We start from the raw sequence: 24087 nt of genomic DNA, 5'->3' as shown, positions 1-24087 counted from the left end.
CGGTCAGAACGCCGGACGCGCCTCGTAGACGGACATGAGCATCGCCGCCGTCAGGCGGGCGGCGCGAGCCGGCTGCGACGACCGGTGGACGGCCGACTCGACCCGTGCCCCCTCGACCAGCAGGGCGAGCCCCTGTGCGACGTGCGCGGGCATCCCGCCGCGTTCGCAGACGAGGGTGAGGTGCCGCTCGACGTCCTGGAAGTGCTCGCGCGCGAGGGCCGCGATGTCGGGGTCCTGTCGCCCGAGTTCGGCGTGCCCGTTGATGAACGCGCAGCCGCGCCAGCCCTCGTCCTCGAAGCACTCCTCGAGGTACCCGAAGACACCGAGCACCTCGTCGCGGGGGTCGGAGGAGACCGCGGTGATCCGGTCCAGGGCGCGACGCCAGGAGCCGTGCCACCGCTGCAGCACCGCGACGACCAGTGCGTGCTTCGTCGGGTACGCCGCCGTCAGCTCCTCGAGGCTCAGGTCCGCGCGGTCCGCAACCTGCTGCAGGGTGACCGGGATGACACCGTGCTCGGTGAAGAGCGCGTCGGCGGCGCCGGTCGCGGCGCGCTGCGCCGTGGTCTCCCGGGTGCTGGGGGTGAGGGTGAGGAGTGTCATGTGCTTCCCGGTGTCGAGGCTACCGGTCGGGGTCGTGACCGGCTCTGCAGTGTCGCTGCCCGGGTCAGGCAGCGACGAAGAAGTCGGCGTAGGAGGGTTCGGTCACCCGGACGCTGGTCGTGTACCGCGTACCGAGTCGGTCGGCCACTATGCGGTCGATGTCGCCGGGGGCGCTCATGCCACGGCGGTGCCACTCGGTCGGGTCACCGCGGAGCTGGTCGAGGAGTGCAGCGTTCATGCGGAGAGCGACAGGACGATCGCAGCCGAGGCGGCGACGGTGACCGACAGGATGCCCGTGCTGACGGCAGCGACCTGCAGCGTGTGCTGCCGTCGGGCCTCGACGACCTCGCTGAACGGGCTGCGCTGGGAGGGACGGCGGCGGCGGAGCGCCACGACGTCGTGGGCGGTGCTCGGGGCGACGCGGAGGTCGCCGGCGGTGATCGTGGTCAAGGTGTCGTCCTCCTCTGCTCGGTACCGGTCGGTGGTGCCGGGCGGTGGTCCGACGGTACGAGCAGGCCGGTCGGTGCCGCCAGCGGTCACCGCACCTCCGTCGATTTCCGGACGTCCGGGGCCGCGACCTGTCGCTGGACGACCGTCGGACCGGTACCGGGTGCCCCCGTCGCGGGTCGGCACGGGCAGCACGGAATGCGCGGACTAGGTCAGGTCCTGACGTGTTCTGGACATCTCTGGTCCACGTCCCACTCCTCCTGCACACTGCTGTCGATCACATGAACGACCAGCAGCCGTCCCGCATCCAGGAAGCGACGCAGAGCACCGACCTCGACGAGGCCCGCGACTTCCTGGCCTCGGCGTACGCGGGACAGCAGTGGAGCGCCGACCAGACCCGGCAGCCCTTCTCGTTCCGCTACACCGCGGTCGGTGACCAGGCGATGACCCTCAGGACGATCCGGTTCGACGGGCACCTCGAGGGCGTGATGACGCCGTCCGAGGACTTCGTCGTGCAGTGGACCAACCGCGGGACGGCCACGATCGGCTCCGGGAAGGACCGGATCGTCATGGAGACGGGCCGGCCGCAGCTCTGGCCGCAGCAGGGCGCCGCCTTCTCGTACGACGACTACGACCAGCGGATCGTGCAGGTCAACCGGAGCGCCCTGGAGACCGTGGCCGGGGAGCGCGGGATCGCGCCGGGGAGCCTGCGGCTCGACCACACCGTCCGACCGGACGACCGTGCGCTGCAGGTGTGGCGGAGCAGCGTGCAGCTCATCTCGCACACCGTCATGGACGGTCGGGCGTCGCCGCTGCTGCAGGCCGAGATGGGGCGGCTCGGGGCGCTCGCACTGCTCGAGCTCTACCCGGTGGTGTCCTCGTCCCTGCCGCCCGAGCTGCTGCTGCCGAAGAACGGGCACGTGCGCCTGGCCGTCGAGTACGTGCACGAGCACGCGCACCTGCCGATCACGACGAGCGACCTGGCCCAGGTGGCGAACCTCAGCCTGCGGGCACTGCAGCACGCGTTCCAGCGTGTCTTCGGGACGAGCCCGAACGCCTACCTCCGCCGCGTCCGTCTGGACCGGATCCGTGACGCCCTGCTGCAGGGCGACCCGGCGACGACGAACATCGCCGAGGTCGCCCGACTCTGGGGCTTCGCCCACGCCGGACGCTTCGCCGCCGCCTACGCCGAACAGCACGGGGAGTACCCCCGCGAGACCCTCCGCCGCCCCTGAACGAACGACCACGCATGATCGAGAACGACACCGCCACGGCCCCCTCGGCGACGCTCACCCGGACACGCCTCGTGACGAGGACCCGCGAACCGGCGACCGCGAGGAGTGCGATCCAGCACACCTTCACGGTCCGAGGACTCGAGGTCACGGGCAGCAGCGACTTCCTGTTCGAGGAGACCCTGACCGGCACCTCGCTGCTCACGCTCGAGTCGACCAACTGCACCGGCACCGTCCGGGGCGAGGTGGACGCGTCGTCCGCGATCGTCGTCACGTGGCTGAAGTCCGGCACCGCCGTCGTCGGCGGTCAGCAGCTCCCGATCGGACGGCCGGTCCTCTACACGCCCGGTCGCCAGCAGGTGCAGTGGGACCGGTTCCAGAAGGACGTCATGCGGATCGACCGCGAGATCGTCGAGCAGGTGGCGGCTGCCCGCGGCGGGTGGGAGCCCGGCCCGCTCGAGTTCCAGCCGAACCACGTGCCCGAGGGCGCGCCGCTGGCTGCGTGGTGGCTGATGGTCCGTGCCGTGGCCGCCGAGATCCTCGGTGCCACGGGTGAGGTCCCCCTCGACCGCGAGCAGGAGCTCGCCGGGATGGCCGCCGCGGGCCTGCTCACGGCGATCCCGCACTGGCCCGTCGAGCAGCCCGCGGAGCGGACCGCGCACGCCGGGCTCGCCGACGCCGAGACCTACCTGCTGGAGCACGTCGCCGAGCACGTCACGGTCGACGACGTCGCGGCGGCCGCCCGGATGAGCACCAGGGGACTGCAGAGCGCGTTCCAACGGATCCACGGCACCACCCCGATGAGCTACCTGCGGAACGTCCGGCTCCTGATGGCGCGTCAGCAGCTCGAGACCGGCGAGCCGAGGTCCGTGGCCGACGTCGCGCGATCGGTGGGCATCACCCACATGGGCCGCTTCTCCGGGGCCTACCGGGAGGAGTTCGGCGAGCTGCCCGCCGAGACGCTGCGCGCGGCACGCCGCTAGCGGCACCGTCCGGGACCACGCCCGGGGATGCGAGGGCGTCCGCCGTCGGCTCGGGTCCGGGACGGCCGCCCCCGCGCCACGGCGCCGTCGGGTCGACGCTGGGTCAGACGAGACCAGCCCGGGAACAGGGATCCGGGCTCCCGCGGTCAGGGTCCCGCGGGGTGGCCCGACCGACGGTACGCGGGTCCGCCGCGGTGCTCACAGGAGGAGCGCGATCCGGACCGGTGGGACGGACGCGGGGCGCGCCTCCCGGCCGGGTCAGCCCGCCTGCAGCACCTCGCGCAGCGACAGGGGACGACGACCGGTGACCCGCTCGACGTCCGTCGAGACGTGCGCCAGCGCACCCTCGGCGATCGCCGTGTAGGTGCTCACCCACGCGTCCGCCTGCCACGGCTCCGGGTTCCACCGCGCACGCGAGGCGTACGCCTCCGCCACCGTCTCCGGCTGGTACGTGACCGCGCGACCGCGCACCTCCGAGACCGTCGCGGCCGCCTGCGCGAGGGTGATCGCCTCCGGCCCGGTCAGCTCGTACGTCCGGTCGACGTGGTCCGCCGGGTGCAGCAGCACCTCGGTCGCGACCCGCGCGACGTCCGCCCGCGCCACCGCGGCCATCGCTCCGACGCCCGCCGGTCCGCGGATCACGCCGTCCTCGCCCACCAGGTCCTCGACGAAGTCCAGGTAGAACGAGTCCCGGAGGAACGTGTGCGCCATCGGGGTCTCCTCGATGGCGCGCTCGGTCGCCCAGTGGTCGCGGCCGAGCGTGAAGGTCGCGTCCGGTGCCGCCCCCACGAACGACGTGTAGACGACGTGCCCGACGCCCGCCTCCGCTGCCGCGGCCACGAACGCGCGGTGCTGGTCGAGGCGGTCCTGCGCCTCGGCGCCGGAGACCATGAGCAGCAGGTCCACGCCCTCGAGCGCGGCGCGGGAGGCGTCGACGTCGGCGTAGGTGGCGACCGCCACGTCCGTCGCGGGCAGCTCGGGGGCGCGCGCTGCGTCGCGCACCACCATGCGGAACGGCGTGCCCGCCGCGGCGAGCGCGCGGGCCACGGCACCGCCGACGTTGCCGGTGGCTCCGGTGATGGCGATGGTCATGGTTGCTCCTGTCGCTCGGTGCTGCTGGGCTGGTCGCCCGTGCGGGGGCTCGGTCGCCCGGGCGTGTGCTGGTCAGGTCCGGATCGTCCTGGAGGCCCGTCCCACCGTGGCAGCGACCCTCGCCGCGTTCACGCCGTCGACCTCCAGCGCCCAGGTGCGGGCCGCCTCGTGGTCGCGTCCGTGCCGCATGTGTCGACCCACCAGACGGTCGACGCGGACCCGGTCGTCCACGACGCACGCCCAGGTCTCGGTGAACAGGTCGACCAGGGCGGACCAGGGCGCGGCGGTGTCGAGCAGGTAGTTGCCCTCGGAGACGACGAGCCGGGTGGTCCTGGGGACGGCGATGCTGCCCGCGATCGGTTCGTCGACGCGGCGGTCGAAGTCCGGCGCCCAGACCACCCCGTCGCCGGAGGCAGCCTCGTCGTCCACGCTGGCGAGGCGACGGACCAGGGCGACGTAGCCCGCTGCGTCGAAGGTGTCGATCGCACCCTTGCGGTCGTGCCGCCCGAGGGCGTCGAGGGCGGCGTTCGCCAGGTGGAAGCCGTCCATCGGGACCTGCACCGCGGTACCGGTCCCGTGCGCCGCGTCGACCGCCGCGACGATGCGTCGGGCCAGGGTCGACTTGCCCGCTCCGGGCGCGCCCGCGATGCCGAGCACCGTACGACCGGGACGGGCGGCGAGCGCCACGGCCCGCTCGACGGCGTCGTCGACGGACAGCTCGGTCGTGGTCACCGTCCCATCCTGACAGGAGGGGTGGTCCACTGACCGCATGGTCGATGCGGCGACGGCGTTCAGCGGGTTCTCGGTGCGGGACGTCCCCGAGGCTCGGGCGTTCGACGAGGGCGTGCTCGGTCTGCCGGTGAGCGAGGACCACGGCATGCTCGTGCTGCACCTCGGCTCCGGGCCAGGGGTGCTCGTCCACCCGGAGGGGACCGCCCACGAGCCGGCGTCGTCCACGGTCCTGGACTTCCCGGTGCCGGACGTCGACGCCGCCGTGGACGAGCTGTCCGCGAAGGGCGTGACGATGCTGCAGTACGACGGCGTGACCGACGAGCGCGGGGTGAACCGGCACGGCGGACCGCTCATCGCGTGGTCCACCGACCCGTCGGGGAACGTGCTCAGCGTGCTCGAGGACTGATCCGGTCCCACGCGTCGCGCAGGGGCCCGGGAGGCAGCAGCGTGTCGACCTCGGCGACCAGGGCGGTCAGGGCCGCCCGGTGCTCGGGCAGGATCAGGTCCCACGGCGGGGGCGCGACGCGCTCGAGGGTCCGGAGCGTCGCGGCGTCGGGATCGGTGCCCCACCGCTCGGCGAGGGCGTGCACGAGGACGTCCTGCTCGAGGTGCAGCTCGCGTAACCGGTCGAGCAGGTGTCGGGTGTGGTCGGGGTCGACAGCGACCGTGACCAGGTCGCCGAGCAGTGCCCGCTCGTCCCAGAGCCGGGCGGACAGGTCGGTGGCCTCGCCGTTCACGGTCGTCGTGCCCACTCGAGGGCGATCGGCACGAGCAGCCCGTGCCGGCGGTGGGGCAGCTCGGCGATCGGTACCCACGCGGCCTCGTCGGTCGAACCGCCGGTCTCGTTGCGGAGCTCGCCGCCGGTGAGCGTCACCCGGAACACGACCTGCACGGCCTTCATCGGTCGTCCGGTGTCGTGCATCCGGCGTTCCTTCGGCACGATGTGGTGCCGGATGCCGAGGAGCGGACCGCACGACGCCTCGTACCCGGTCTCCTCGCGGACCTCGCGGACGACGGCCTGCTCGACGGTCTCGTCGAACTCGACGCCACCGCCCGGCAGCGTCCACGTGCCGGCCTCGGGGATCCGCAGTCGGGCCAGGAGCACGCGGTCGCCCTCGGTGATCACGCCGTAGGCGGCGAGCCGGGTGTCGTAGTCCGTGTACTCCATCCGCTGACCTTGCCAGGACGGGCTGGAGGGCACACCCAGACGCGCCGCCGTCGACCGTCGGGTGCGGGGTCGGTGCGAGTCGGTGCGGTCCTCCGCACGTCCGACGGGCCATCCGGGGCTGGCCGGTCGGACAGGCTCCGCCCGTCGGGAGACCACCGCGCGTGCAGGATCGCTCAGGATCAGCCGGGAGAGCACCGGGGAAGCCCCTGCCGGTGCCGATGCGGACACCTCGGCTCGCTACGGTCGCTGGACAACGCCGCTCCTGACCCGTCACCCGTCGGATGCCCGAGAGCGTCCCGACCGCCGGACCCGCCCGTGACCACCCTGCCGCTCCTGTCCGCCCACGTGCTGCTGCCGCTCTACGCCCTGACGCTGCTCGCCGCCGTCCTCGTGCTCACCGCCGTCCGTCGGTCCTGGCGTTGGGCAGCCCTCGCGATCGCCGCGGGTGCGCTGGTCGGAGCGTTCCTGTCCTGGTACCTCGGCGACGTCCTCGATGTGCTCGGAGTGCCGCCGACCTGGGTCGACCGGGTCTGGACCGGGGTGGTCTGCGCCCTGCTCGGAGTCGCGGTCGTCGGACTCGTGCGCGGCGGACGGGGGCGCCGGGGCCGACGGCTGACCCGGGTGGTCGCCGCGCTGCTGGTGCCACTCGCGCTGGTGTCCGGCGGACTCGCGGTGAACCGGGACGCCGGGCTCTTCCCCACGATCGCCGACGCCCTGGGGCAGTCCCACGTCCCGCCCCTCCGCCTGCCGGACGACCCGGACGCGGGTTCGGGCCCGATCGACGCCGCGAGCTGGCGACCGCCGCACGACATGCCGTCCCACGGCCGGTACGGGTCGGTGCGGATCCCCGGCGACGTCTCGCACTTCCACGCCCGACCCGCGATCGTCTGGCTGCCCCCGGCCGCCCTCGTCGAGCACGCCCCTGCGCTCCCCGTGGTCGTGATGCTCTCCGGGCAGGGCCCCGGTGCGGCGCCGGCGAACATCATCGAGGCCGGTCGGATGGCCGCCCGGCTCGACGCGATCGCCCGCCGGGACCACGGGCTCGCGCCGATCGTCGTGATGCCGGACCAGCTCGCCCGGGCCTCGAACAACCCGATGTGCGTCGACGGCCCGCTCGGGAACAGCGCCACCTACCTGACGAGCGACGTGCCGACGTGGGTGCGGACGCACCTGCACGCCGCCACCCGCGCGGAGGACTGGGCGATCGCCGGGTTCTCGCAGGGAGGCACCTGCGCCCTGCAGCTCGGGGCCGGCCGGCCGGACCGCTTCGGATCGTGGATCGACGTCTCCGGGCAGATCGGGCCGATCCTGCAGGACCGCGATGACACCATCTCGAGGGGTTTCAACGGTGACCGGGCGGCGTACGAAGCGGCCCAGCCGCTCCGGGTGCTCGCCGAGGGAGCGCCCTACCGCGACTCCACCGCCTTCGTCGCGGCAGGCGCCGACGACAGCCGGTACGGTCCGGTCGTCCCGGTGGTCGTGGCCGCCGCCCGCGCTGCGGGCGTCCGGGTGACCGAGCGGATCGTCGAGGACGGCGGACACGACTGGCACACCGCGGGCGTCGCCCTGGCCGAGGGCGTCGAGTGGTTCATGCAGCGCACCCACCTGACCCGATGACGAGGACCTGATCGTGCCGTTCACCGTCAGCCACGCGGTCGTCGCCCTGGCCGCGCGCCGGACACCCCTGCCGGTGGCCGCCGTCGCGGTCGGGGCGATGGCGCCCGACGCCGTGCTGTTCGCACCGTTCCTGCCGCCCTACCAGGACGCGCACTCGTGGTGGGGCATCCCGACCATCGACCTCGCGGTCTCCCTCGTCGTGCTCGCCACGTGGTGGTTCCTGGTGCGTCCGGCCTGGTCGCCGGTCGTCCCCCGACTGCGACGACGGCTCCCGCTCGACTGGGGTCGTCGACCCTCGTTCGCTGCTCGGGACGCGCTGCCCGTCGTCGTCGGGTGCGTGCTCGGCAGCGTGACGCACGTGGTGTGGGACGGCTTCACGCACGAGCACGGCTTCGTGGTCCTGGCCTGGCCGGCGCTCCGCGACACCACCGTCGGTGGGTACCCGCTGCCCTTCCTGCTGCAGGACCTGTCGAGCGTGCTCGGACTGCTGGCCCTGCTCGTCGCCGGAGCCGTCTGGTGGCGACGGACCGACGCCGGGGAGGTCGAGCCGCTGCGCCCCGTCGAGCGCGTCGTGCCGGTCGTCGCCGTCGGCGTGGTCGTCGTGCTGGCGCTGGCCGTGGGTGTGCGGGCACTGCTCGGGGGCGCCGGGGTCGGGGGTACCGTCACCGCGCTGGCGTTCCGGGTGCCGGCGCTCGTCGCGGCGGCGCTGGTCGTCGGCGCCGGCGTGCTGCTGGTCGCTCGCGTCAGGCGGTGACGGCGGCCGCTGCCCACCCGGCCCGCATGCGCGCGACCGCCCGATCCCGCTCCCCCGGACTGGGGAGCCGGAGCAGCACCGCCCCCGTGCCAGCATGGCGTGTGCCCGAGCAGACCCATGCCGTCCCGATCGTCCACGCGCCGGCCGCGGGACCGGTGGTGGCGCGCCTCGTCCTCGGCGTCGGCACGTGTGACGAACCCGTGACGGTCGCCGGCGTCGCGCACCTCGTGGAGCACCTGGTCGTCCGTGCCGCGCTGCCGATCGCCGCTCCGCACAACGCCGTCACCCAGGACTGGGTCACCGCGTTCGAGATCGTGGCGGCCACCACGGAGGACGCCCTGGGGCACATCCGTCGCTTCGCGGACGCCGTCCAGGCCGTGCTCGACACCTCGGAGGAAACCGTCGAGCGCGAGCGTCGGATCCTCGCTCGCGAGGACCGGCTGCGCTACGACGAGATGGTCCCGTCAGTGCACACCGCGCGCTTCGGTCCCGCCGGGCCCGGTCGCTCCGGTGCCGGTGCCGCCCCCGTCGCAGGTGTCACGCCCGCGGAGGTGCGGGAGTGGGTCGAGCAGCACCTCGTCGCCGGCAACGCGATCGTGACCCTCGCCGGTGGGACGCTCCCGTCCGCGACCGTCGACCTCGCACTCCCGCCCGGACCGCCTGCAGCACCGATGCCGTCGTGGACGGGGCCGATGCGGAGCGCCGCCCTCGTCGAGTCCCCGCTCGGTGGCCTCGCAGCGTCGGTCGTCGTTCCGGACCACGTCGCACCCCTGCTCGAGGCCGTCCTCGAGCACGAGGTGTTCGACGCGCTCCGGAGGGACGCGGGACTCGCCTACGCGGTCGACTCCCACTCGGTCGCCCTCGACCCCGAGCGCACGGTGGTCGTCGTCACCGCAGACGCCGACGAAGCCGACACCGAGGCGGCGGCGACGATCGTCGTCGAGACCCTGCGACGTCTGGCGTCGAGCGGGCCGGACGCGACGACGATCGCCCGCGTCGACGCAGCCCGTGCGGTCAACGCGGCCGACGAGGTGTTCCGCGCGGACGTCACGGTCACGGCCGCGGCGCTCACACACCTCCGGGGCCTGCCCGCTCCTCCGCCGGCGGACGGTCCGGTCACGCAGCACGAGCTCGACGACCTCCGCGGCGCCCTCCGGGATGCGCTCGGAACCCTGGTGCTGTGCGTCGACCAGGACGCCGACGACGACTTCGCCGCCCTGGCCGCACGACACGGCCTGGCGCACGTCAAGGGCTCGGCGGGAGAGCCGGCACCCGAGCGGGTCTGGTTCCCCCCGCGCCCGGGAGCGGGGCGGAGCGTCCACCGCACCGCCCTCCTCCCGGCCTTCGCCGACGCGCACCTCGAGATCGTCGACACCCGCATCACGCTGCGGGTGCGGGGACGGCCGTCACGGATGATCGACCTCGCCGAGGCCGCGGTCGTGGGCCGGCGCGGCGACCTCGGCGTGACGGTCGTCGACGGCACGGGGAACACCATGCAACTCCGTGCGGACGAGTGGTGGCGCGGTCGTCGCACCGTGGCCGCCGTCGTGCGCGCGACACCGCCGCACCTGCTCCGGGACTTCTCGTACTGACGACCGGTCGGCGCTCGATCGGGGCCGGTCGATGACGGCGGTCGCTCGCGTCAGGCGGTGACGGCCGCCGCCGCCCACCCGGCCCGCATGCGGGCGACCGCCCGATCCCACCCGGGGAGCAGGTCGGCGTCGTCGCGGAGCATCGCCTGCAGCTGGAGCCCCTCGAAGAGCGCGACGAGCTGCTCGGCGGCGTGCCGCGGTGCAGCGCCGCGGGGCTCCCGACCGGCGACGACGTCACGCACGAGCGCGAGCGTCACGTCCTCGAACAGCGTCGTGTACTGCTGCCGGAACCACCCCGACGCCGGGTGACCCGGGGTCGAGGTGGCGCTGAGCAGCGCGATGCGGACCCGGACGATCGCGGGGTGATGCTGACCGCGGTCGAGCCGTGCTCGGAGGTACGCGACGGCGCCCTCCTGCTCGGCCACCCCGCGGAGCGCCTCGCGGCCGGCCTTCGCCCACCGGTCGACGACGGCCACGACGAGCAGCTCCCACGACGGGAACACGCGGTGCACGTCGGCCACCGGGACGTCGGCAGCCCGGGCGACGTCGTCCGGTCCGACCGCGTGGAAGTCACCGTCACGGAAGGCATCGGCGGCACCGGCGACGATGCGGGCGCGGAGGTCGGCGTCGGGCATGTGGTCGATCCTGCCGACCGTGCGGATCGCGCGCGACCTCCCGTCCGGGGGCGAGCGACGTCGGGAGGGGCGGCGAGCGCTCGACGTCACGGATCGTCACCGTCGGACACAGTCCGACACAACCCTTCCGCAGCGCTCTCACCGCTGCCACGGTCATCGGCATGGCGTACATCTGCTTGGTGCTCTCCGGAGCGGCACTGCTCATCAACGGGCTCACCCTGCTCGGTCGGGTCCCCGGCCGCGACAGCGGTGTGTTCAACGTCCTGATCGGCGGTGTGCAGCTCGTGCTGTGCACGGCCGTCGCGGTCACGGCCGAGGGATCCCTGTCCGTCCTCCTGTCGATCGCAGGGACGTTCCTGTTCGGCCTCACCTACCTGTACGTGGGGCTCGACGCACTCGCCGGACTCGGCTCGACCGGTCTCGGTTGGTTCTGCGGCCTGGTCGCCGCGATCGCCGTCGTGTTCGCGGTCACGAACGTCACCGCCGACCCGGTCCTCGCCGTGCTGTGGGCGACCTGGGCCGGACTCTGGACGCTCTTCTTCCTCCTGCTCGCCCTGGGGCGCGACATCGGCCGGTACACCGCCTGGGCGCTCGTCCTCGCCAGCCAGACCACCACCACCGTGCCGGCCCTCCTCGGTCTCGCGGGACGGTGGCCGGCCGGGCCCGCGTGGACCGCCGGTGCCGCCCTCGTCGCGGTCCTCGTCTTCGTCGGCGCGGCCCTGCTCTCCCGACGCGGCGGGCGACGGGCACTGCCGGCCGCCGCCCAGTCCCCGGTCGTCGCCCCGACGGCCGCCGCCTGAACAGCACCAGCACCAGCACACGGAACACCCGACCGCACACCGGAAGGCACGACCCCATGACCGACACGACCACCACCCAGCCCGACACCCGACCGGCCGACGCCCCCGTCGACTACGAGACCCTGGCCGCACGCTTCCGGCCGATCTTCGACCGCATCGCCGCCGGCGCCTCCGAGCGGGAGCAGGACCACCGCCTGCCCTCCGACGAGATCCGGGACTCGCCGCGGCGGGCTTCGGCGCGGTCCGCGTCCCCGTCGCGTCCGGGGGTGCCGGCGCGACGCTCCCGCAGCTCTTCCGCCTGCTCACCGAGCTCGCGGCCGCCGACAGCAACATCCCGCAGGCACTGCGCGGGCACTTCGCCCTGGTCGAGGACCGTCTCGTCGGCCGTTCCGGCGAACGTGACGCCTGGCTCGAGCGGTTCGGCCGCGGCGAGATCGCGGGCAACTCCTGGACCGAGGTCGGCACCGTGCAGATCGGCGACGTCATCACGAAGGTCACCCCGCAGGACGACGGCACCTTCCGCATCACCGGACAGAAGTACTACTCGACCGGCAGCATCTTCGCGGACTGGATCGACACGTACGCGGAGCGCACCGACACCGGCGAGCGGGTCATCGCGATCGTCGACGCGCACCAGCCGGGGGTCGCCCACTCCGACGACTGGGACGGCTTCGGCCAGCGCACCACCGGCTCGGGGACGAGCACGTTCACCGACGCCGTCGTGCAGGCCGACGCGGTCGTGCTCTTCGACGACCGCTTCAAGTACCAGACCGCCTTCTACCAAGCGGTGCTCCTCACCGTCCTCGCCGGGTCGGTCCTGGCCGCCGAGCGGGAGATCGCGCTGCAGGTCCGGAACCGCAACCGGGTGTTCTCGCACGGCAACGCCGACACCTTCGCCCGGGACCCGCAGATCCTGCAGGTCGTCGGCGAGGTGTCCGCGGCGGGCTTCGCGGCGAGCGCGATCGTCGACCGGGCGGCCGAGGCCCTGCAGGCCGCGTACGAGGGTGCGGCCCTCGACGAGGCCGAGGACGAGCGGCGCAACGACCGCGCCGAGCTCGCGACCGCGCAGGCGCAGGTCGCGCTCACGTCGCTCGCGACCACGGCGACCTCGCACCTGTTCGACGCCCTGGCAGCATCGGGCGTGAGCACGACGAAGAACCTCGACCGGCACTGGCGGAACGCCCGCACCGCGGGCAGCCACAACCCGTGGGTGTTCAAGGCGCGGATCATCGGCGACCACGCCGTGAACGGTGTCGAACCGCCACGGGTCTGGGCGATCGGGGCGACACGCCGCGGCTGAGCGAGGCCGTGACGGAAGTGCAGGAGCCGGGAGGACGGTCCCGGCTCCTGCGTGCACCACCGGGAACCCCTCACGCCCGGTCGAACACCAGTGCCTCGTCGTCGACCGCGGTCACCCGTCCGGTCCGAGCGAACTCCGCCCAGATCGCCCGCAGCGCGCGCCCGCGCCGCTCGACCACCGGCCAGTCCCGTTCCGGTACGAACCGGCTTCCGACCCACGCCGACCGTCCGCCGAGCAGCAGCGGCAGGTCGCTCATGTGCACCGCCCCGACCGGCGCCACCGACGGGTGCCGCAGCAGCCGGTGCACCGTCGCCCGACCGCCGGCCTCCCGGTGCCGCGCAGCGAAACGCCGGGCGTCACGCCCGTAGATCACCTCGGACAGCGGCCGGACGAGCAGCCACCGCAGCAGCGACCGGAGCGGCCGCCAGCGCGCCACCGTCCGGAGCCCGGGGACGAGCGGCACGTACATGCCCGCCTCGTCGGACCCGGACCCGATGAGCACGTCCACGTCGGGCGCGACGGACCGCCAGGCCCGGTCGGTGTCGCGTTCGGCGGGCAGCGGCGCGAAGCCGTACTGCGTCCCGAACGGCATCCCTCCGGCCAGGCCGTACCGACCGCCGGCCGTCGTCGCGCGGGCCTGCCGCTCGAGGACCTCGTCGAGCGGGGTGTCCGCCGCGACGGCGCCGACGGCCCGGACCATCGCCCGGTTCATCCGCGCCCGACCTCGTGAGAGCCCGAGCGGTGCGCTCTGCACGATCGCGCGTCGGAACAGGCCGCGCGCGCCCTCGCTGATCATGAGGTGCGCGATCGCGTCGGCCCCGGCGGACTGGCCGAACGCCGTCACCGACCCGGGGTCGCCGCCGAACGCCGCGATGTTCCGCTGCACCCACCGGAACGCCTCGATCAGGTCGAGCAGCCCGAGGTTCGCCGGCACCGTCTCGCCGTCGCCGAGGAACCCGAGCACCCCGAGTCGGTAGGTCACGGTGACGACGACCACGCGCTGCTCGGTCACCAGGTCGTGCGCGTCGTGGATCGGCAGGTCCCCGCCGCCGAGCACGTAGGACCCGCCGTGCACCCAGACCATCACCGGCAGGTGCTCGTCGGGTCGGACGTCGGACGGCACCGTGATGCTGAGGCGCTGGCAGTGCTCGTCGACCCGCAGGTGGTCCATCGACGGCAGGAGCTGGTCGACGAAGGTCGCGCTCGGCTGCGGCGGGACGGGTGCCGGCGTGTCCGCGCGGAACGGTGCAGTGGACGGTGGCTGCGGCGTCGGCGGTGCGAAGCGCTCGGCCTGTGCGTAGGGGATCGCGAGTGCGCGGGTCACATCGCCGTCGACGACCGCCTCGATCGTACCGGCCGGGGTGTCGAAGGAACGGGTGTCGGTGGATCGCACCGTCCCACGCTAGCGACGTGACCTGGAACGGACCGACCGACGGACGGGAGGCGCGGTGCCAGCTGGCACCGTCCTCCCTCGCAAGCTCGGTCGGCGCGCCCCGCACAACGCTTCGCGTTGCCGCTGAGCGGGGCGCGCCCGTCCGTCGTTGCGGTGGCTACCGGACCCGCTTGATCGGGATGACCACCAGCGCACCCACCAGGGCGACGATGCCGGCGGCCCAGCACATGAGCTCGTAGTTGTCGGCGTGGTCGCTGCCGATCTTCAGGAAGAAGAGCGAGATCGCCGGGGCGAGCGACTGCGGCAGCGCGTTGGCGATGTTGATCACCCCGAGGTCCTTGCCCGGACGGTCCGCGTTCGGCAGCACGTCCACGACCAGGGCGGTGTCGATCGCCGAGTAGATGCCGTAGGCGAAGCCCATGACGACCTCGGCGACGTAGAAGCCGGTCACGGTGTCGGCGTGGGCGAGGATCACCAGACCGACCGCGAACAGCGCGGTCGACCCACCGACGAAGACCTTGCGGCGCCCGATCTTGTCCGACGCCCAGCCCGAGAGCGCTGCGCTGACCAGGAGCGCGACCGTGTAGAGCAGCACGCCGAACGCGACCGCCTCGGTGGCGGCCTTCGCGTCGGCGATCCCCAGGTGCTCCTGCATGTACAGCAGGCGGTACGTCGTGAACATGAACGTCGCCAGGATGATGAGGAAGCGCGACCACCACGCGAACGCGAAGTCGGGGTTCTTGATCGGGTTCGTCCAGAACGACGAGATGAGGTTCAGCCAGGTGAACCGCTTGAGCCGGTAGGTCGGCAGGTCGTCACGGGCGACGACGGCGTACACCGCGATCAGGACGATCGCCAGGATGCCCGGAGCGATGAACAGGACGGGCAGGTTCGCGACGAAGAACACCGACAGGTACGTGCCGGCGAGCACGGCGATGTTCTGCGCGAGGGCGATGATGCTCGACGACCGGCCGCGCTGGAGCTGCGGGACGTTGTCGGCGAAGCTCGCGAGCAGGGTGGCGAGCGTGGCGTTCGCCGCGAGCTGGGCGAGCAGCCATCCGAGCGTCAGGTTCAGGACGTCGGGCGCGTAGGCGATCCAGGCGAGCGCGATCGCGAAGACGACGACACCGCCGAGCAGCCACGGTCGGCGACGGCCCCAGCGGGTGCGGGTCCGGTCGGACAGCGCACCGGCGAGCGGGTTCATGATGAGCGCGCCGAACGCACCGATCGGGAGCACGGAGCCGATGACGTTCGCGGCGTCGTCTCCCACCAGGGCCTGCGCCTTGAGCTGCATGCTGACGTAGACCGGTGCCATGAGCGCCACGAACAGGCCGAACTGGCCGAGGAACAGGGCGACCTGGTAGCCGATCCCCACCTTGACGGTGCTGACGGGCTGGGTGATGCCCTCTTCCGGGTTCAGCAGTGCGGGGCTGCCGGGTTCGGGTGTGCTCATGACGCCTCCTTGAGTCGATCGGAAACCTTGCGTTGCACGGTTTTCCGTCGGCGAGCATACATCGCCGGAGCCGGGAGCGACACGTGTCGTCCAGATCGACCCACCGTGCGTGTCGTGGCGCTGCGCGACCTTCGCAACGACAAAAACTACACAGCGGGTGGTTTTTGGGGTAGCGTCGGTCTCGATCTCGCCGGGGAGCATCGATCCTCGACGGGCCCCGACAACCTGACAGGACCGAAGGAGCCCTCTGCCATGCCCACCACCTCTGTGCAGCTGTACTCGCTGCGCGACGCCATCGCCGAAGACCTCGACAAGGCCATCGCCCGGGTGCGCGAGATCGGCTACGAGAACGTCGAGCCGTACGCGTTCGTCGAGCGCGCCGCCGACCTCGAGAAGGCGTTCGCCGCCACGGGCCTGCAGGCTCCGTCCGGTCACGTCGCCGTGATCGACGCCGAGGACACCGCCCCGATCTGGGACGCCGCCGAGCGCCTCGGCATCCAGACCGTCATCGACCCGTTCATCCCGACCGACCGCTGGCAGACCGCCGACGACGTCGCGAAGATCGCCGAGCGCGTCAACGAGCTCACCGCCGAGGCCAGCGCCCGCGGCCTGCAGTTCGGCTACCACAACCACCAGTGGGAGTTCACGAACAAGGTCGACGGTCGCACCGTCTACGACCTGTTCGTCGAGCAGCTCTCGCCGGAGACCGTGCTCGAGGTCGACACCTTCTGGGCCACCGTCGGCGGCGCCGACGCGCCGGCCGTCCTGAAGGCGCTCGGCGACCGCGTCGTCGCGATCCACGTCAAGGACGGCAAGGTCGACGGTGACATCCTCACCGCGCTGCCCTCCTCCGAGAGCGCCCTCGTCGTGCCCGAGGCCCTCCAGCGCGCCTTCGAGAACCAGACCCCGGCCGGTCAGGGCGACGTCGACGTGCGGGGCATCCTCACCGCCGCACCGCAGGCCATCCGCGTCGTCGAGTTCGACGCGTACTCGGGTGACGTCTTCCAGGGCATCACCGAGTCGCTCGCATGGCTCAAGGACAACGACAAGTGAGCCGCGTCGGAGTCGGCGTCATCGGCGCCGGCAACATCTCGGACCAGTACCTCACCAACCTGACGCAGTTCGCCGACGTCGAGGTCCTGATGGTCGCCGACCTCATCCTCGAGCGCGCTGCCGCGCAGGCCGAGAAGTACGGCGTGCCGTCGTCGGGCACCGTCGAGGAGCTCCTGGCCCGCGACGACATCTCGATCGTCGTGAACATCACGATCCCGGCCGAGCACGCGAAGGTCGGCCAGCAGATCATCGCCGCCGGCAAGCACACCTGGAGTGAGAAGCCGGTCGCCACCACCGCCGAGGACGCCCAGGCGCTCCTCGCTGCGGCCGAGGCCGCCGGCGTGCGGTACGCGACCGCTCCCGACACCGTGCTCGGCGCCGGCATCCAGACCGCGATCCGCGCCATCGCCCGCGGTGACATCGGCACGCCGCTCACCGCGACGACGATGTTCCACGTACCCGGCCCGGACCAGTGGCACCCGGACCCCGAGTTCCTCTACGCCGAGGGCGCCGGTCCGCTGTTCGACATCGGCCCGTACTACGTCACGACCCTGCTCCACGCGTTCGGCTCGGCCTCGCGCGTGCAGGCCGTGTCGTCGAAGTCGCGCGAGACCCGCGTGATCGGCTCGGGCCCCCGCGCCGGTACGGAGTTCGCGGTGGAGGTGCCGACGCACCACGCCGCGCTGATCTCCTTCGCCGACGGCCAGTCCGCGCAGACGACGCTGTCGTTCCAGCACGCCCTGCCCCGCAACGGCTTCGTCGAGATCAACGGCTCCGAGGGCACGATCGTGCTGCCGGACCCGAACGTCTTCGACGGGGACAGCACGCTGTGGACGCTCGGCAAGGACGAGCCGACGACCCTCGAGCACAAGGGCTCGACGTGGGGTCGCGGCACGGGCGTCGTCGAGATGGCACGCGCGATCGCCGCGGGCCGCCCGGAGCGTGCCTCCGGCGCCGTCGCGTCGCACGCGCTCGACGTCATGCTCGGCATCCGGGACGCGGCGGAGTCCGGCCAGGCGGTCGAGATCGCCTCGCGCATCACGAAGCCGGAGCCGCTGCCGGAGGACTTCGACCCGGCCGCCGCGGTGCTGTCCGCGAGCGTCGACGCGTAGGTCGCCACCACACGACGGACGGGAGGCGCGGTGCCGGCTGGCACCGCGCCTCCCGTCCGTCCCGAGGTGCGTCCGGGTCGCCGAACGGGCCAGATCTGTCGCATTCCGAGCTGCGCGCCGACGTCCTTCGCCCTGCGGGCGAAGAACGGACGGCGTGTCCTGCCCACTCGGGCGGAGCAGGACGCAACCGACCGGCCATCCGGCTTCGTCCCGCGGGCCGATGCCGATGGGCGCCGTGCCGTGTCAGGGTCGGACCAGGAGGGGATCCGACCGCTGTCGAAGGAGGCACCCACGGACACCGCACACGACCGAGCGCCACGACGACGGGTCCTGCCGACGGTCCTGGTGACCGCCGCCGTGCTGGTCGTCGGGACCGGTGCCGCTGTCGGCGTGCACCTCGAGCACGCTGCCGAGGTCGCGCGCCGGCTCCCTCCGGCGAGCGCCACGTCGGAGCAGGTCCTGCGCGTCTACCTCCACGCCGCCGAGGCCCACGACTGCGCGGTGACCGAAGCCCTCACGGCCTCGAACGCGCCAGGGTCACCCGGTCAGTCGTGGTGCGGCCAGCGGCAGCCGACGTCGTGGTTCGACGAGCACCCGGACCTGCTGGCCCACCGGAACGTCGGCGCCGTCGAGCGGATCCCGGCCGACGAGCGCGGCGGGGTCGCCGAGGAGTGCATCCCGGTCGACGTCACCGAGACGAACATGACGGGTGCCGAGCCCGGGACCCTGCGGGGGTGGCAGTTCTGCTTCCACCACACCGAGGACGGGTGGCGTCTGTCCGACCAGGGCTACGGCTGATCGGTCCGTGCCCCTGGTCGGTCACTGCCGTCGGCCACCACCGCCGCCGGTGGCCACCTCCGTCAGCCGTGCCATGAGCCCGCGGGGGACGAAGCGGTGCGCGTTGGCCGTGACCACGTTGCCGAACCCGGAGACCACGGTCGGCCCGCCGGACCGGGCGAACGCGCGGAGCCCGACGGCGGCGACCTGCTGCGGGGTCTGCCGACCGCGCTCCAGGATGCCCGCTGCACCCGGGTGCCGAGCGGCCTCGTCGAAGAACCCGGTCTCGGTCGCCCCGGGACAGAGCGCGAGGAACCGCACGCCGCTCCCCCGGTTCTCCTGCCAGATCGCCTCGGTGAACGACAGCAGGAACGCCTTCGTCGCGCCGTAGACGGCCATCCCCGGCGTCGGTTGGAACGCGGCGACCGACGATACCGTCATCACACCGCCGAGGCGGCGCTCGAGCATGCCCGGCAGGAACGCGTGCACGAGTCGGACGACGGCGGTGCAGTTCAGGTCGATCTGGGTGCGGATCCGCTCCGGGGTGGCATCGACGAAGGGGCCGTGGTCGCCGACGCCGGCGTTGGCGACGAGGACGTCGACCCGGGACCCGGAGAGCGCGGTGACGACCCGGTCGACGCCGTCCGGGGTGGCCAGGTCGGCGGCGAACACTTCGGCAGCGACGCCGTGGTCGCGGCGGATCCGGGCGGCCAGGGCGTCGAGGCGGTCGGCCGAGCGGGCGACGAGGACGACGTCGGCCCCGGCGGCGGCCAGCCCGAGCGCGAGCTCCTCGCCGATCCCGCCACTGGCACCGGTGACGAGGGCGCGGAGGCCTCGGAAGGGACTGCGGGGACGGCTCATGGACCCTGCGTACACCCGGCAGTGGCGTGATCGACCGTGATCGCGGTACAGTGCCGTCCAGAGGGAAAAGACCCGCGCCGCTCGTCGGCCGGGAGCGTGCACGCGTCTCACGGGAGTCGCCACTTCTTCATCGAAGGAGTGCACCCGTGTCTGCACACACCCCACCCGCCCGTCTCCGTGACGCGTGGATCGCCCTGTCCGGGCTGTCCGCCGTGTTCCTGTTCGAGATGCTCGACAACTCGGTCCTCACCGTCGCCCTGCCGACGATCGGCCGGGACCTCGCGGCCTCCACCGCCTCGCTGCAGTGGGTCTCGAGTGCGTACTCGGTCGCGTTCGGCGGCCTGATGCTCCTGTTCGGAGCGGTCACCGACCGGTTCGGCCGCCGTCGCACCATGCTCGTCGGGCTGACGGTGCTCGCGGTGGCGAGCGCCGCGACCGTCCTCGTGACCAGCGTGGAGCAGCTCGTCGTCGTCCGGGCCCTCATGGGACTCGCCGCCGCGATGACCACCCCGGGCTCGATGGCGCTGACCTTCCGGCTCTTCTCTGGCGAGGACCTGCGCGTCCGGGCCCTCACGGTGGTCTCGACCGCGGGACTCGTCGGGCTCGCGGTGGGTCCGACGATCGGGGGCTTCGTCCTCGCCGTGGCGCCGTGGCAGGTGCTCCTGGTCGCGAACGTGCCGATCGCCCTCGTCGCACTCGTCGGCATCCGGTCCGGCGTCGGTGCTGACCGGCCGGAGGACCTGCACCGGCACCCGCTCGACCTCGCCGGCGCGGTGCTCGGGACGGCCGCGGTGATCGGTGTCCTGGTGACCCCGACGCTCGTCGTGTCCACGGGGGGCTGGTCGGCCTGGGCCGCAGCGGTCGCCACCGTCGCGGCCGTCGCGGGCTTCGTCGTCCGTGAGCGCTCCGCCCGGTACCCGCTGCTCGACCTCGCCCTGGTGGCACGGCCCCTCGTCGCGAGCGGCCTGGCGTACAAGGCCGCGGCGGGCCTCGCCACCGCCGGGCTGTCCTACGCGGTGACCCTGCAGCTGCAGGCCGCGTGGGGCTGGCCGCCGGTCCTCGCCGCGATCGGGACCCTGCCCCAGGTCGTCGTGCTCCTCGTGAGCGGCCGGTTCGTCGGGCCGTTCGTCCGACGGGTCGGGCTCGAGCGCGCCGCGTGGACGAGCGCGACGGCCGTCGTCGTCGGGCTCGCCGTGTTCACGCTGGCCGGTCGCACCGGCTACCCGGCGGTCGCGGTCGCGCTCGCGCTCGTCGCAGTCGGGATGCGCGTCGTCGGAGCGGTCGCCGGCGCGAGCGTCCTGTCCGGGCTGCCCGCCGACCGCACGTCGATCGGTGCGGCGCTCGTCGACACCGCGAGCGAGCTCGCCACCGCGGTCGGGATCGCGGCGACCGGGACGGTGCTCGCGGCGTTCGTCCCGGGCAGCGTCACCATCGCGCAGACCACGGCGGCCCACACTGCTGCCGTCGTCGGTGCACTGCAGGTCGCCGGGGCCGTGATCACCGCGGTCGCCGCGCTGCTCGTCGCCGTCGGGGTGCTGCGCGCGCGTCGCGGCGCCAGCACACCGGAGCCGACCGCGACCCAGCCGACCCCGACACCGGCGCTCCCGACGTCGTCCGCTGCTCCTTCCTCGTCCGTCGACCACCACCAGGAGTCCTCCCGTGCTTGAGACCACCACGCCCCGCCCGCCCTTCGACCCCGAGCTCGCCGTCTTCCTCACCGCGCTCGAGGCCCGTGGACCGTTCACCATCGACGCCGCGGCCCTGCCCCGGATGCGCGCGCTCGACGTCAGCGAGCAGGAGCTCGACGACCGGCTGCGCTCCCGCGGCCTGGAGCGACGGAGCACCACCGTCCCCGGCCACGGCGGCGACCCGATCGACCTCGCGGTGATCCGACGCACCGGCCGGACCGGTCCGACCACGTGCGTCTACACGATCCACGGCGGTGGCATGGTCATGGGGCACCACCTCGGCAACCTCGACTCGTACGACGACTGGCTGCTCGACCACGACGTCGTGCTGGTCAGTGTGGACTACCGCCTCGCTCCTGAGCACCCCGACCCGACCCCGGTCGAGGACTGCTACGCCGGCCTCGTCTGGGTCGCGGAACACGCCGACGAGCTCGGCATCGACCCGGCACGGATCGTCGTCGCGGGACAGAGCGCGGGCGGGGGCCTGGCCGCGGGGACGGTCCTGCTGGCCCGCGATCGCAGCGGCCCCGAGGTCCTCGCGCAGGTCCTGGTCTCCCCGATGCTCGACGACCGCGACGCGACCGTGTCGACGCGGCAGATCGACGGCGTGGGGGTCGCCGACCGGCAGGCGATGCACTTCAGTTGGGGCGCCTACCTCGGCGAGCGCCGTGGCACCGACGACGTCTCCCCGTACGCGGCACCCGCACGTGCCGAGGACCTCTCCGGGCTCCCCCGGACCTACGTCGACTGCGGCAGCGCCGAGGTGTTCCGCGACGAGACGGTGGCCTTCGCGAGCGCCCTGTGGGCGGCCGGGGTCGACGCCGAACTGCACGTCTGGCCCGGAGCGTTCCACGGCTTCACGAGCATGGTGCCGGGAGCGGCGGTCTCCCGGTCGGCGGTCGCGGCCCTCGCCGACTGGACGACCCGGCTGCTCGGCGAGCCCGGCCCGGTCCGGACACCAGCCGCCTGACGGCGGGCACCGGGGGCGGGCAGCGACGAGGATGGGGCGCACCGCCACGACGGCGGCGGCACCGGCACGTCCCCGCCCTCCCCCGGAAGGACCGCTCCGCATGCTCATCCCCCGCCCCCGCTCCCGCGCCGACGGCACCGGCTCGTTCACCCTCGACGAGCGGACCCGCGTCACCGCCGACCCCGCGGCCGAGCCGGTCGCGCAGTACCTCCAGCAGGTGCTCCGCGCATCGACCCGACTGCCCCTGTTCGGCGCCGCCGGCGCGACCGACGTCCCGGTGATCGCCCTGCGGATCGCTGCCGACCCGGACGACCTGCCGGCGGGCCCGGGCGGTGACCGGTCCGAGGCCTTCCGCCTCGAGGTCACCACCGACGGCGTCGTCGTCACCGGTGGTGGCCCGGCCGGCGTGTTCTACGGCGTCCAGGCACTCCTCCAACTCCTGCCCGCCGACGTGTACCGGCTCGGCCGGGTGCGCACCGACGGGTGGACCCTCCCGGTCACGGTCGTCGAGGACGCCCCGGCCTTCGCCTGGCGCGGCGTCATGCTCGACGTCGCGCGGCACTTCCGCACGAAGGCCGAGGTCCTGCGCCTCGTCGACCAGCTCGCGGTGCACCGGATCAACCGCCTGCACTTCCACCTGACCGAGGACCAGGGCTGGCGCATCGAGATCACGGAGTACCCGCGGCTCACCGAGGTCGGGTCGTGGCGCACCGAGTCGCAGGTCGGCGCGCACGTCCCGGACGACGACGGCACGCTGCGGGTGGCGGGGAGGGACGGTCGCCCGCACGGCGGCTCCTACACGCAGGACGACGTCCGCGAGATCGTGGCCTACGCGGCCGACCGGTTCGTCACCGTCGTACCGGAGATCGAGACGCCCGGGCACGTCCGTGCCGCCCTGGCCGCGTACCCGGAGCTCGGCGTGCACCCGGACCTGCAGCTCGACGTCTGGACCGAGTGGGGCATCGCGCACGACGTGCTGAACGCCGAGGAGCGCACGGTGCAGTTCTTCCGCGACGTCCTCGACGAGGTGATCGCGCTCTTCCCCTCGGAGTACATCGGGATCGGCGGCGACGAGTGCCCGAAGGACCAGTGGGAGGACGACCCCCGCACGCAGGAGCGCATCCGCGAGCTCGGACTCGAGGACGAGGAGCAGCTGCAGGCCTGGATCGTCGGACAGTTGGCGGCCCACGTCGAGTCGCACGGCCGGCGGGCGTTCGGGTGGGACGAGATCCTCGAGGGCGGCACGCTCTCCCCGTCGGCGACCGTCGTCTCGTGGCGCGGACTGCAGGGCGCGGTCACCGCGGCCCGGCGCGGACACGACGTCATCTCGACGCCCGACGACCAGGTCTACCTCGACTACCGGCAGAGCGACCTGCCGAACGAGCCGATCCCGGTGTCGATCGTGCTCACCGTGGACGACGTGTACGCGTTCGACCCGGTGCCCGCGGAGCTCACGGAGGCGGAGCGCGCGCACGTCATCGGCGGGCAGGCGAACATGTGGACCGAGCACGTCGACTCCGTCCGACGGCTCGACTACCAGCTGTTCCCCCGCGTGGTCGCGCTGGCCGAGGCCCTGTGGTCGGCCGACGTCGCCGGACCCCGCGACGTGGGCGACTTCCGCCAGCGGCTGCAGCACCACCTCGCCCGGCTCGACGCCCTCGGTGTCGAGTACCGGCACGGGTCGGGTCCGCGACCGTGGGAGGAGCGGCCCGGTGTGCCAGGTCGCCCCCAGACGCGCGCGGAGCGCGCGGCGTACATCGACGCGGTCACCGCGAACATCGCGGACGGCGGTCCGACGCCGTAGCCGCGGCCGGACGGCGGACGGGAG

The 24087-nt window shown here is 73.3% G+C and carries 25 protein-coding genes; 14 read left to right on the top strand and 11 right to left on the bottom strand.

Translation table 11 applies throughout. From position 1 onward, the window contains the following. Positions 1-3 precede the first annotated feature (3 nt). From LCG91_RS00310 to LCG91_RS00300, 3 genes are all read right to left on the bottom strand, one after another. On the bottom strand, positions 4-600 hold the full coding sequence (locus LCG91_RS00310) for a TetR/AcrR family transcriptional regulator (RefSeq protein ID WP_058728288.1): 597 nt from the start codon (positions 598-600) through the stop codon (positions 4-6). A 64-nt stretch (positions 601-664) separates the two neighbouring features. Further along, entirely contained in the window at positions 665-838 is a 174-nt protein-coding gene (locus LCG91_RS00305) for a hypothetical protein (protein ID WP_161968382.1), read from the bottom strand. Further along, the gene (locus LCG91_RS00300; protein ID WP_137766105.1) at positions 835-1050 is read right to left on the bottom strand and encodes a hypothetical protein; all 216 of its coding nucleotides are present in this window, start codon (positions 1048-1050) and stop codon (positions 835-837) included. The genes LCG91_RS00305 and LCG91_RS00300 overlap by 4 nt, the downstream gene beginning before the upstream one ends. A 278-nt stretch (positions 1051-1328) precedes the next feature. Between LCG91_RS00300 and LCG91_RS00295 the strand changes: the two genes are divergently transcribed. Together LCG91_RS00295 and LCG91_RS00290 are read left to right on the top strand one after the other, a co-directional pair. Next, positions 1329-2282 carry an AraC family transcriptional regulator gene (locus LCG91_RS00295; protein WP_224442080.1) on the top strand — a complete coding sequence of 318 codons (954 nt, stop codon included), beginning with the start codon at positions 1329-1331 and terminating at the stop codon, positions 2280-2282. A 14-nt stretch (positions 2283-2296) separates the two neighbouring features. Then, a complete protein-coding gene (locus tag LCG91_RS00290) occupies positions 2297-3262 on the top strand; it encodes a helix-turn-helix transcriptional regulator (RefSeq protein ID WP_224442079.1) in 966 nt (321 codons plus the stop codon). Positions 3263-3520: 258 nt separating this feature from the next. Here LCG91_RS00290 and LCG91_RS00285 read toward each other — a convergent pair whose 3' ends face one another. Next, a complete protein-coding gene (locus LCG91_RS00285) occupies positions 3521-4354 on the bottom strand; it encodes an NmrA family NAD(P)-binding protein (protein ID WP_058728291.1) in 834 nt (277 codons plus the stop codon). A gap of 72 nt (positions 4355-4426) precedes the next feature. Then, a complete protein-coding gene (locus tag LCG91_RS00280) occupies positions 4427-5086 on the bottom strand; it encodes a nucleoside/nucleotide kinase family protein (protein WP_224442078.1) in 660 nt (219 codons plus the stop codon). A 37-nt stretch (positions 5087-5123) separates the two neighbouring features. On the opposite strand from LCG91_RS00280, the gene LCG91_RS00275 reads away from it, so the two are divergent. After that, the gene (locus LCG91_RS00275; RefSeq protein ID WP_224442077.1) at positions 5124-5492 is read left to right on the top strand and encodes a VOC family protein; all 369 of its coding nucleotides are present in this window, start codon (positions 5124-5126) and stop codon (positions 5490-5492) included. On the opposite strand, the gene LCG91_RS00270 is transcribed toward LCG91_RS00275, so the two are convergent. Beyond that, positions 5473-5838, bottom strand: a complete 366-nt coding sequence (locus LCG91_RS00270) for a hypothetical protein (RefSeq protein ID WP_224442076.1) — start codon at positions 5836-5838, stop codon at positions 5473-5475. The two genes, LCG91_RS00275 and LCG91_RS00270, sit on opposite strands and share 20 nt — an antisense overlap. Next, entirely contained in the window at positions 5820-6254 is a 435-nt protein-coding gene (locus tag LCG91_RS00265; protein WP_224442075.1) for an NUDIX hydrolase, read from the bottom strand. The genes LCG91_RS00270 and LCG91_RS00265 overlap by 19 nt, the downstream gene beginning before the upstream one ends. Positions 6255-6569: 315 nt before the next feature. Between LCG91_RS00265 and LCG91_RS00260 the strand changes: the two genes are divergently transcribed. The 3 genes from LCG91_RS00260 (at position 6570) to LCG91_RS00250 (ending at position 10217) form a co-directional block, all read left to right on the top strand. Next, entirely contained in the window at positions 6570-7871 is a 1302-nt protein-coding gene (locus LCG91_RS00260; protein WP_224442074.1) for an alpha/beta hydrolase, read from the top strand. 13 nt (positions 7872-7884) lie between these two features. Beyond that, the gene (locus LCG91_RS00255; RefSeq protein WP_058728295.1) at positions 7885-8625 is read left to right on the top strand and encodes a DUF4184 family protein; all 741 of its coding nucleotides are present in this window, start codon (positions 7885-7887) and stop codon (positions 8623-8625) included. A 101-nt stretch (positions 8626-8726) separates the two neighbouring features. Further along, complete coding sequence (locus LCG91_RS00250; protein ID WP_224442073.1) at positions 8727-10217, top strand: insulinase family protein; 1491 nt, start codon at positions 8727-8729, stop codon at positions 10215-10217. A gap of 50 nt (positions 10218-10267) precedes the next feature. On the opposite strand, the gene LCG91_RS00245 is transcribed toward LCG91_RS00250, so the two are convergent. Continuing rightward, positions 10268-10852, bottom strand: coding sequence for a TetR/AcrR family transcriptional regulator (locus LCG91_RS00245; RefSeq protein WP_224442072.1), 585 nt, complete (start codon positions 10850-10852; stop codon positions 10268-10270). Positions 10853-11013: 161 nt separating this feature from the next. Between LCG91_RS00245 and LCG91_RS00240 the strand changes: the two genes are divergently transcribed. Both LCG91_RS00240 and LCG91_RS00235 read left to right on the top strand, forming a co-directional pair. Continuing rightward, positions 11014-11652, top strand: coding sequence for an AmiS/UreI family transporter (locus tag LCG91_RS00240; protein WP_224442071.1), 639 nt, complete (start codon positions 11014-11016; stop codon positions 11650-11652). Positions 11653-12118: 466 nt separating this feature from the next. After that, on the top strand, positions 12119-12952 hold the full coding sequence (locus tag LCG91_RS00235) for a hypothetical protein (RefSeq protein WP_224442070.1): 834 nt from the start codon (positions 12119-12121) through the stop codon (positions 12950-12952). Between the two features lie 70 nt (positions 12953-13022). Here the strand turns inward: LCG91_RS00235 and LCG91_RS00230 are convergent, their stop codons facing one another. Continuing rightward, complete coding sequence (locus LCG91_RS00230; protein WP_224442069.1) at positions 13023-14345, bottom strand: carboxylesterase family protein; 1323 nt, start codon at positions 14343-14345, stop codon at positions 13023-13025. A 157-nt stretch (positions 14346-14502) separates the two neighbouring features. Then, complete coding sequence (locus LCG91_RS00225; RefSeq protein WP_058728300.1) at positions 14503-15798, bottom strand: MFS transporter; 1296 nt, start codon at positions 15796-15798, stop codon at positions 14503-14505. Between the two features lie 252 nt (positions 15799-16050). Between LCG91_RS00225 and LCG91_RS00220 the strand changes: the two genes are divergently transcribed. The 3 genes from LCG91_RS00220 to LCG91_RS00210 all read left to right on the top strand — a co-directional run bounded on the left by LCG91_RS00220 (position 16051) and on the right by LCG91_RS00210 (position 18761). Next, positions 16051-16851, top strand: coding sequence for a sugar phosphate isomerase/epimerase family protein (locus tag LCG91_RS00220; RefSeq protein WP_202596780.1), 801 nt, complete (start codon positions 16051-16053; stop codon positions 16849-16851). Beyond that, entirely contained in the window at positions 16827-17963 is a 1137-nt protein-coding gene (locus tag LCG91_RS00215) for a Gfo/Idh/MocA family protein (RefSeq protein WP_411955816.1), read from the top strand. The genes LCG91_RS00220 and LCG91_RS00215 overlap by 25 nt, the downstream gene beginning before the upstream one ends. A 345-nt stretch (positions 17964-18308) precedes the next feature. Further along, positions 18309-18761 carry a hypothetical protein gene (locus tag LCG91_RS00210; RefSeq protein ID WP_224442067.1) on the top strand — a complete coding sequence of 151 codons (453 nt, stop codon included), beginning with the start codon at positions 18309-18311 and terminating at the stop codon, positions 18759-18761. 21 nt (positions 18762-18782) lie between these two features. Here LCG91_RS00210 and LCG91_RS00205 read toward each other — a convergent pair whose 3' ends face one another. Then, the gene (locus LCG91_RS00205; protein ID WP_224442066.1) at positions 18783-19601 is read right to left on the bottom strand and encodes an SDR family NAD(P)-dependent oxidoreductase; all 819 of its coding nucleotides are present in this window, start codon (positions 19599-19601) and stop codon (positions 18783-18785) included. A gap of 146 nt (positions 19602-19747) precedes the next feature. Between LCG91_RS00205 and LCG91_RS00200 the strand changes: the two genes are divergently transcribed. The 3 genes from LCG91_RS00200 (at position 19748) to LCG91_RS00190 (ending at position 24063) form a co-directional block, all read left to right on the top strand. Next, positions 19748-21268, top strand: a complete 1521-nt coding sequence (locus LCG91_RS00200) for an MFS transporter (protein WP_263480167.1) — start codon at positions 19748-19750, stop codon at positions 21266-21268. Beyond that, a complete protein-coding gene (locus tag LCG91_RS00195) occupies positions 21261-22259 on the top strand; it encodes an alpha/beta hydrolase (RefSeq protein WP_224442065.1) in 999 nt (332 codons plus the stop codon). Before LCG91_RS00200 ends, LCG91_RS00195 begins: the two co-directional genes overlap by 8 nt. 100 nt (positions 22260-22359) lie before the next feature. Next, positions 22360-24063: a beta-N-acetylhexosaminidase gene (locus tag LCG91_RS00190; protein ID WP_224442064.1), complete on the top strand. Its 1704-nt coding sequence runs from the start codon at positions 22360-22362 to the stop codon at positions 24061-24063. Positions 24064-24087 lie beyond the last annotated feature (24 nt).

The sequence above is a fragment of the Curtobacterium sp. TXMA1 genome, from assembly GCF_020162095.1.
Classification (GTDB): domain Bacteria; phylum Actinomycetota; class Actinomycetes; order Actinomycetales; family Microbacteriaceae; genus Curtobacterium.
This window is presented reverse-complemented; position numbering and strand designations above follow the sequence as displayed.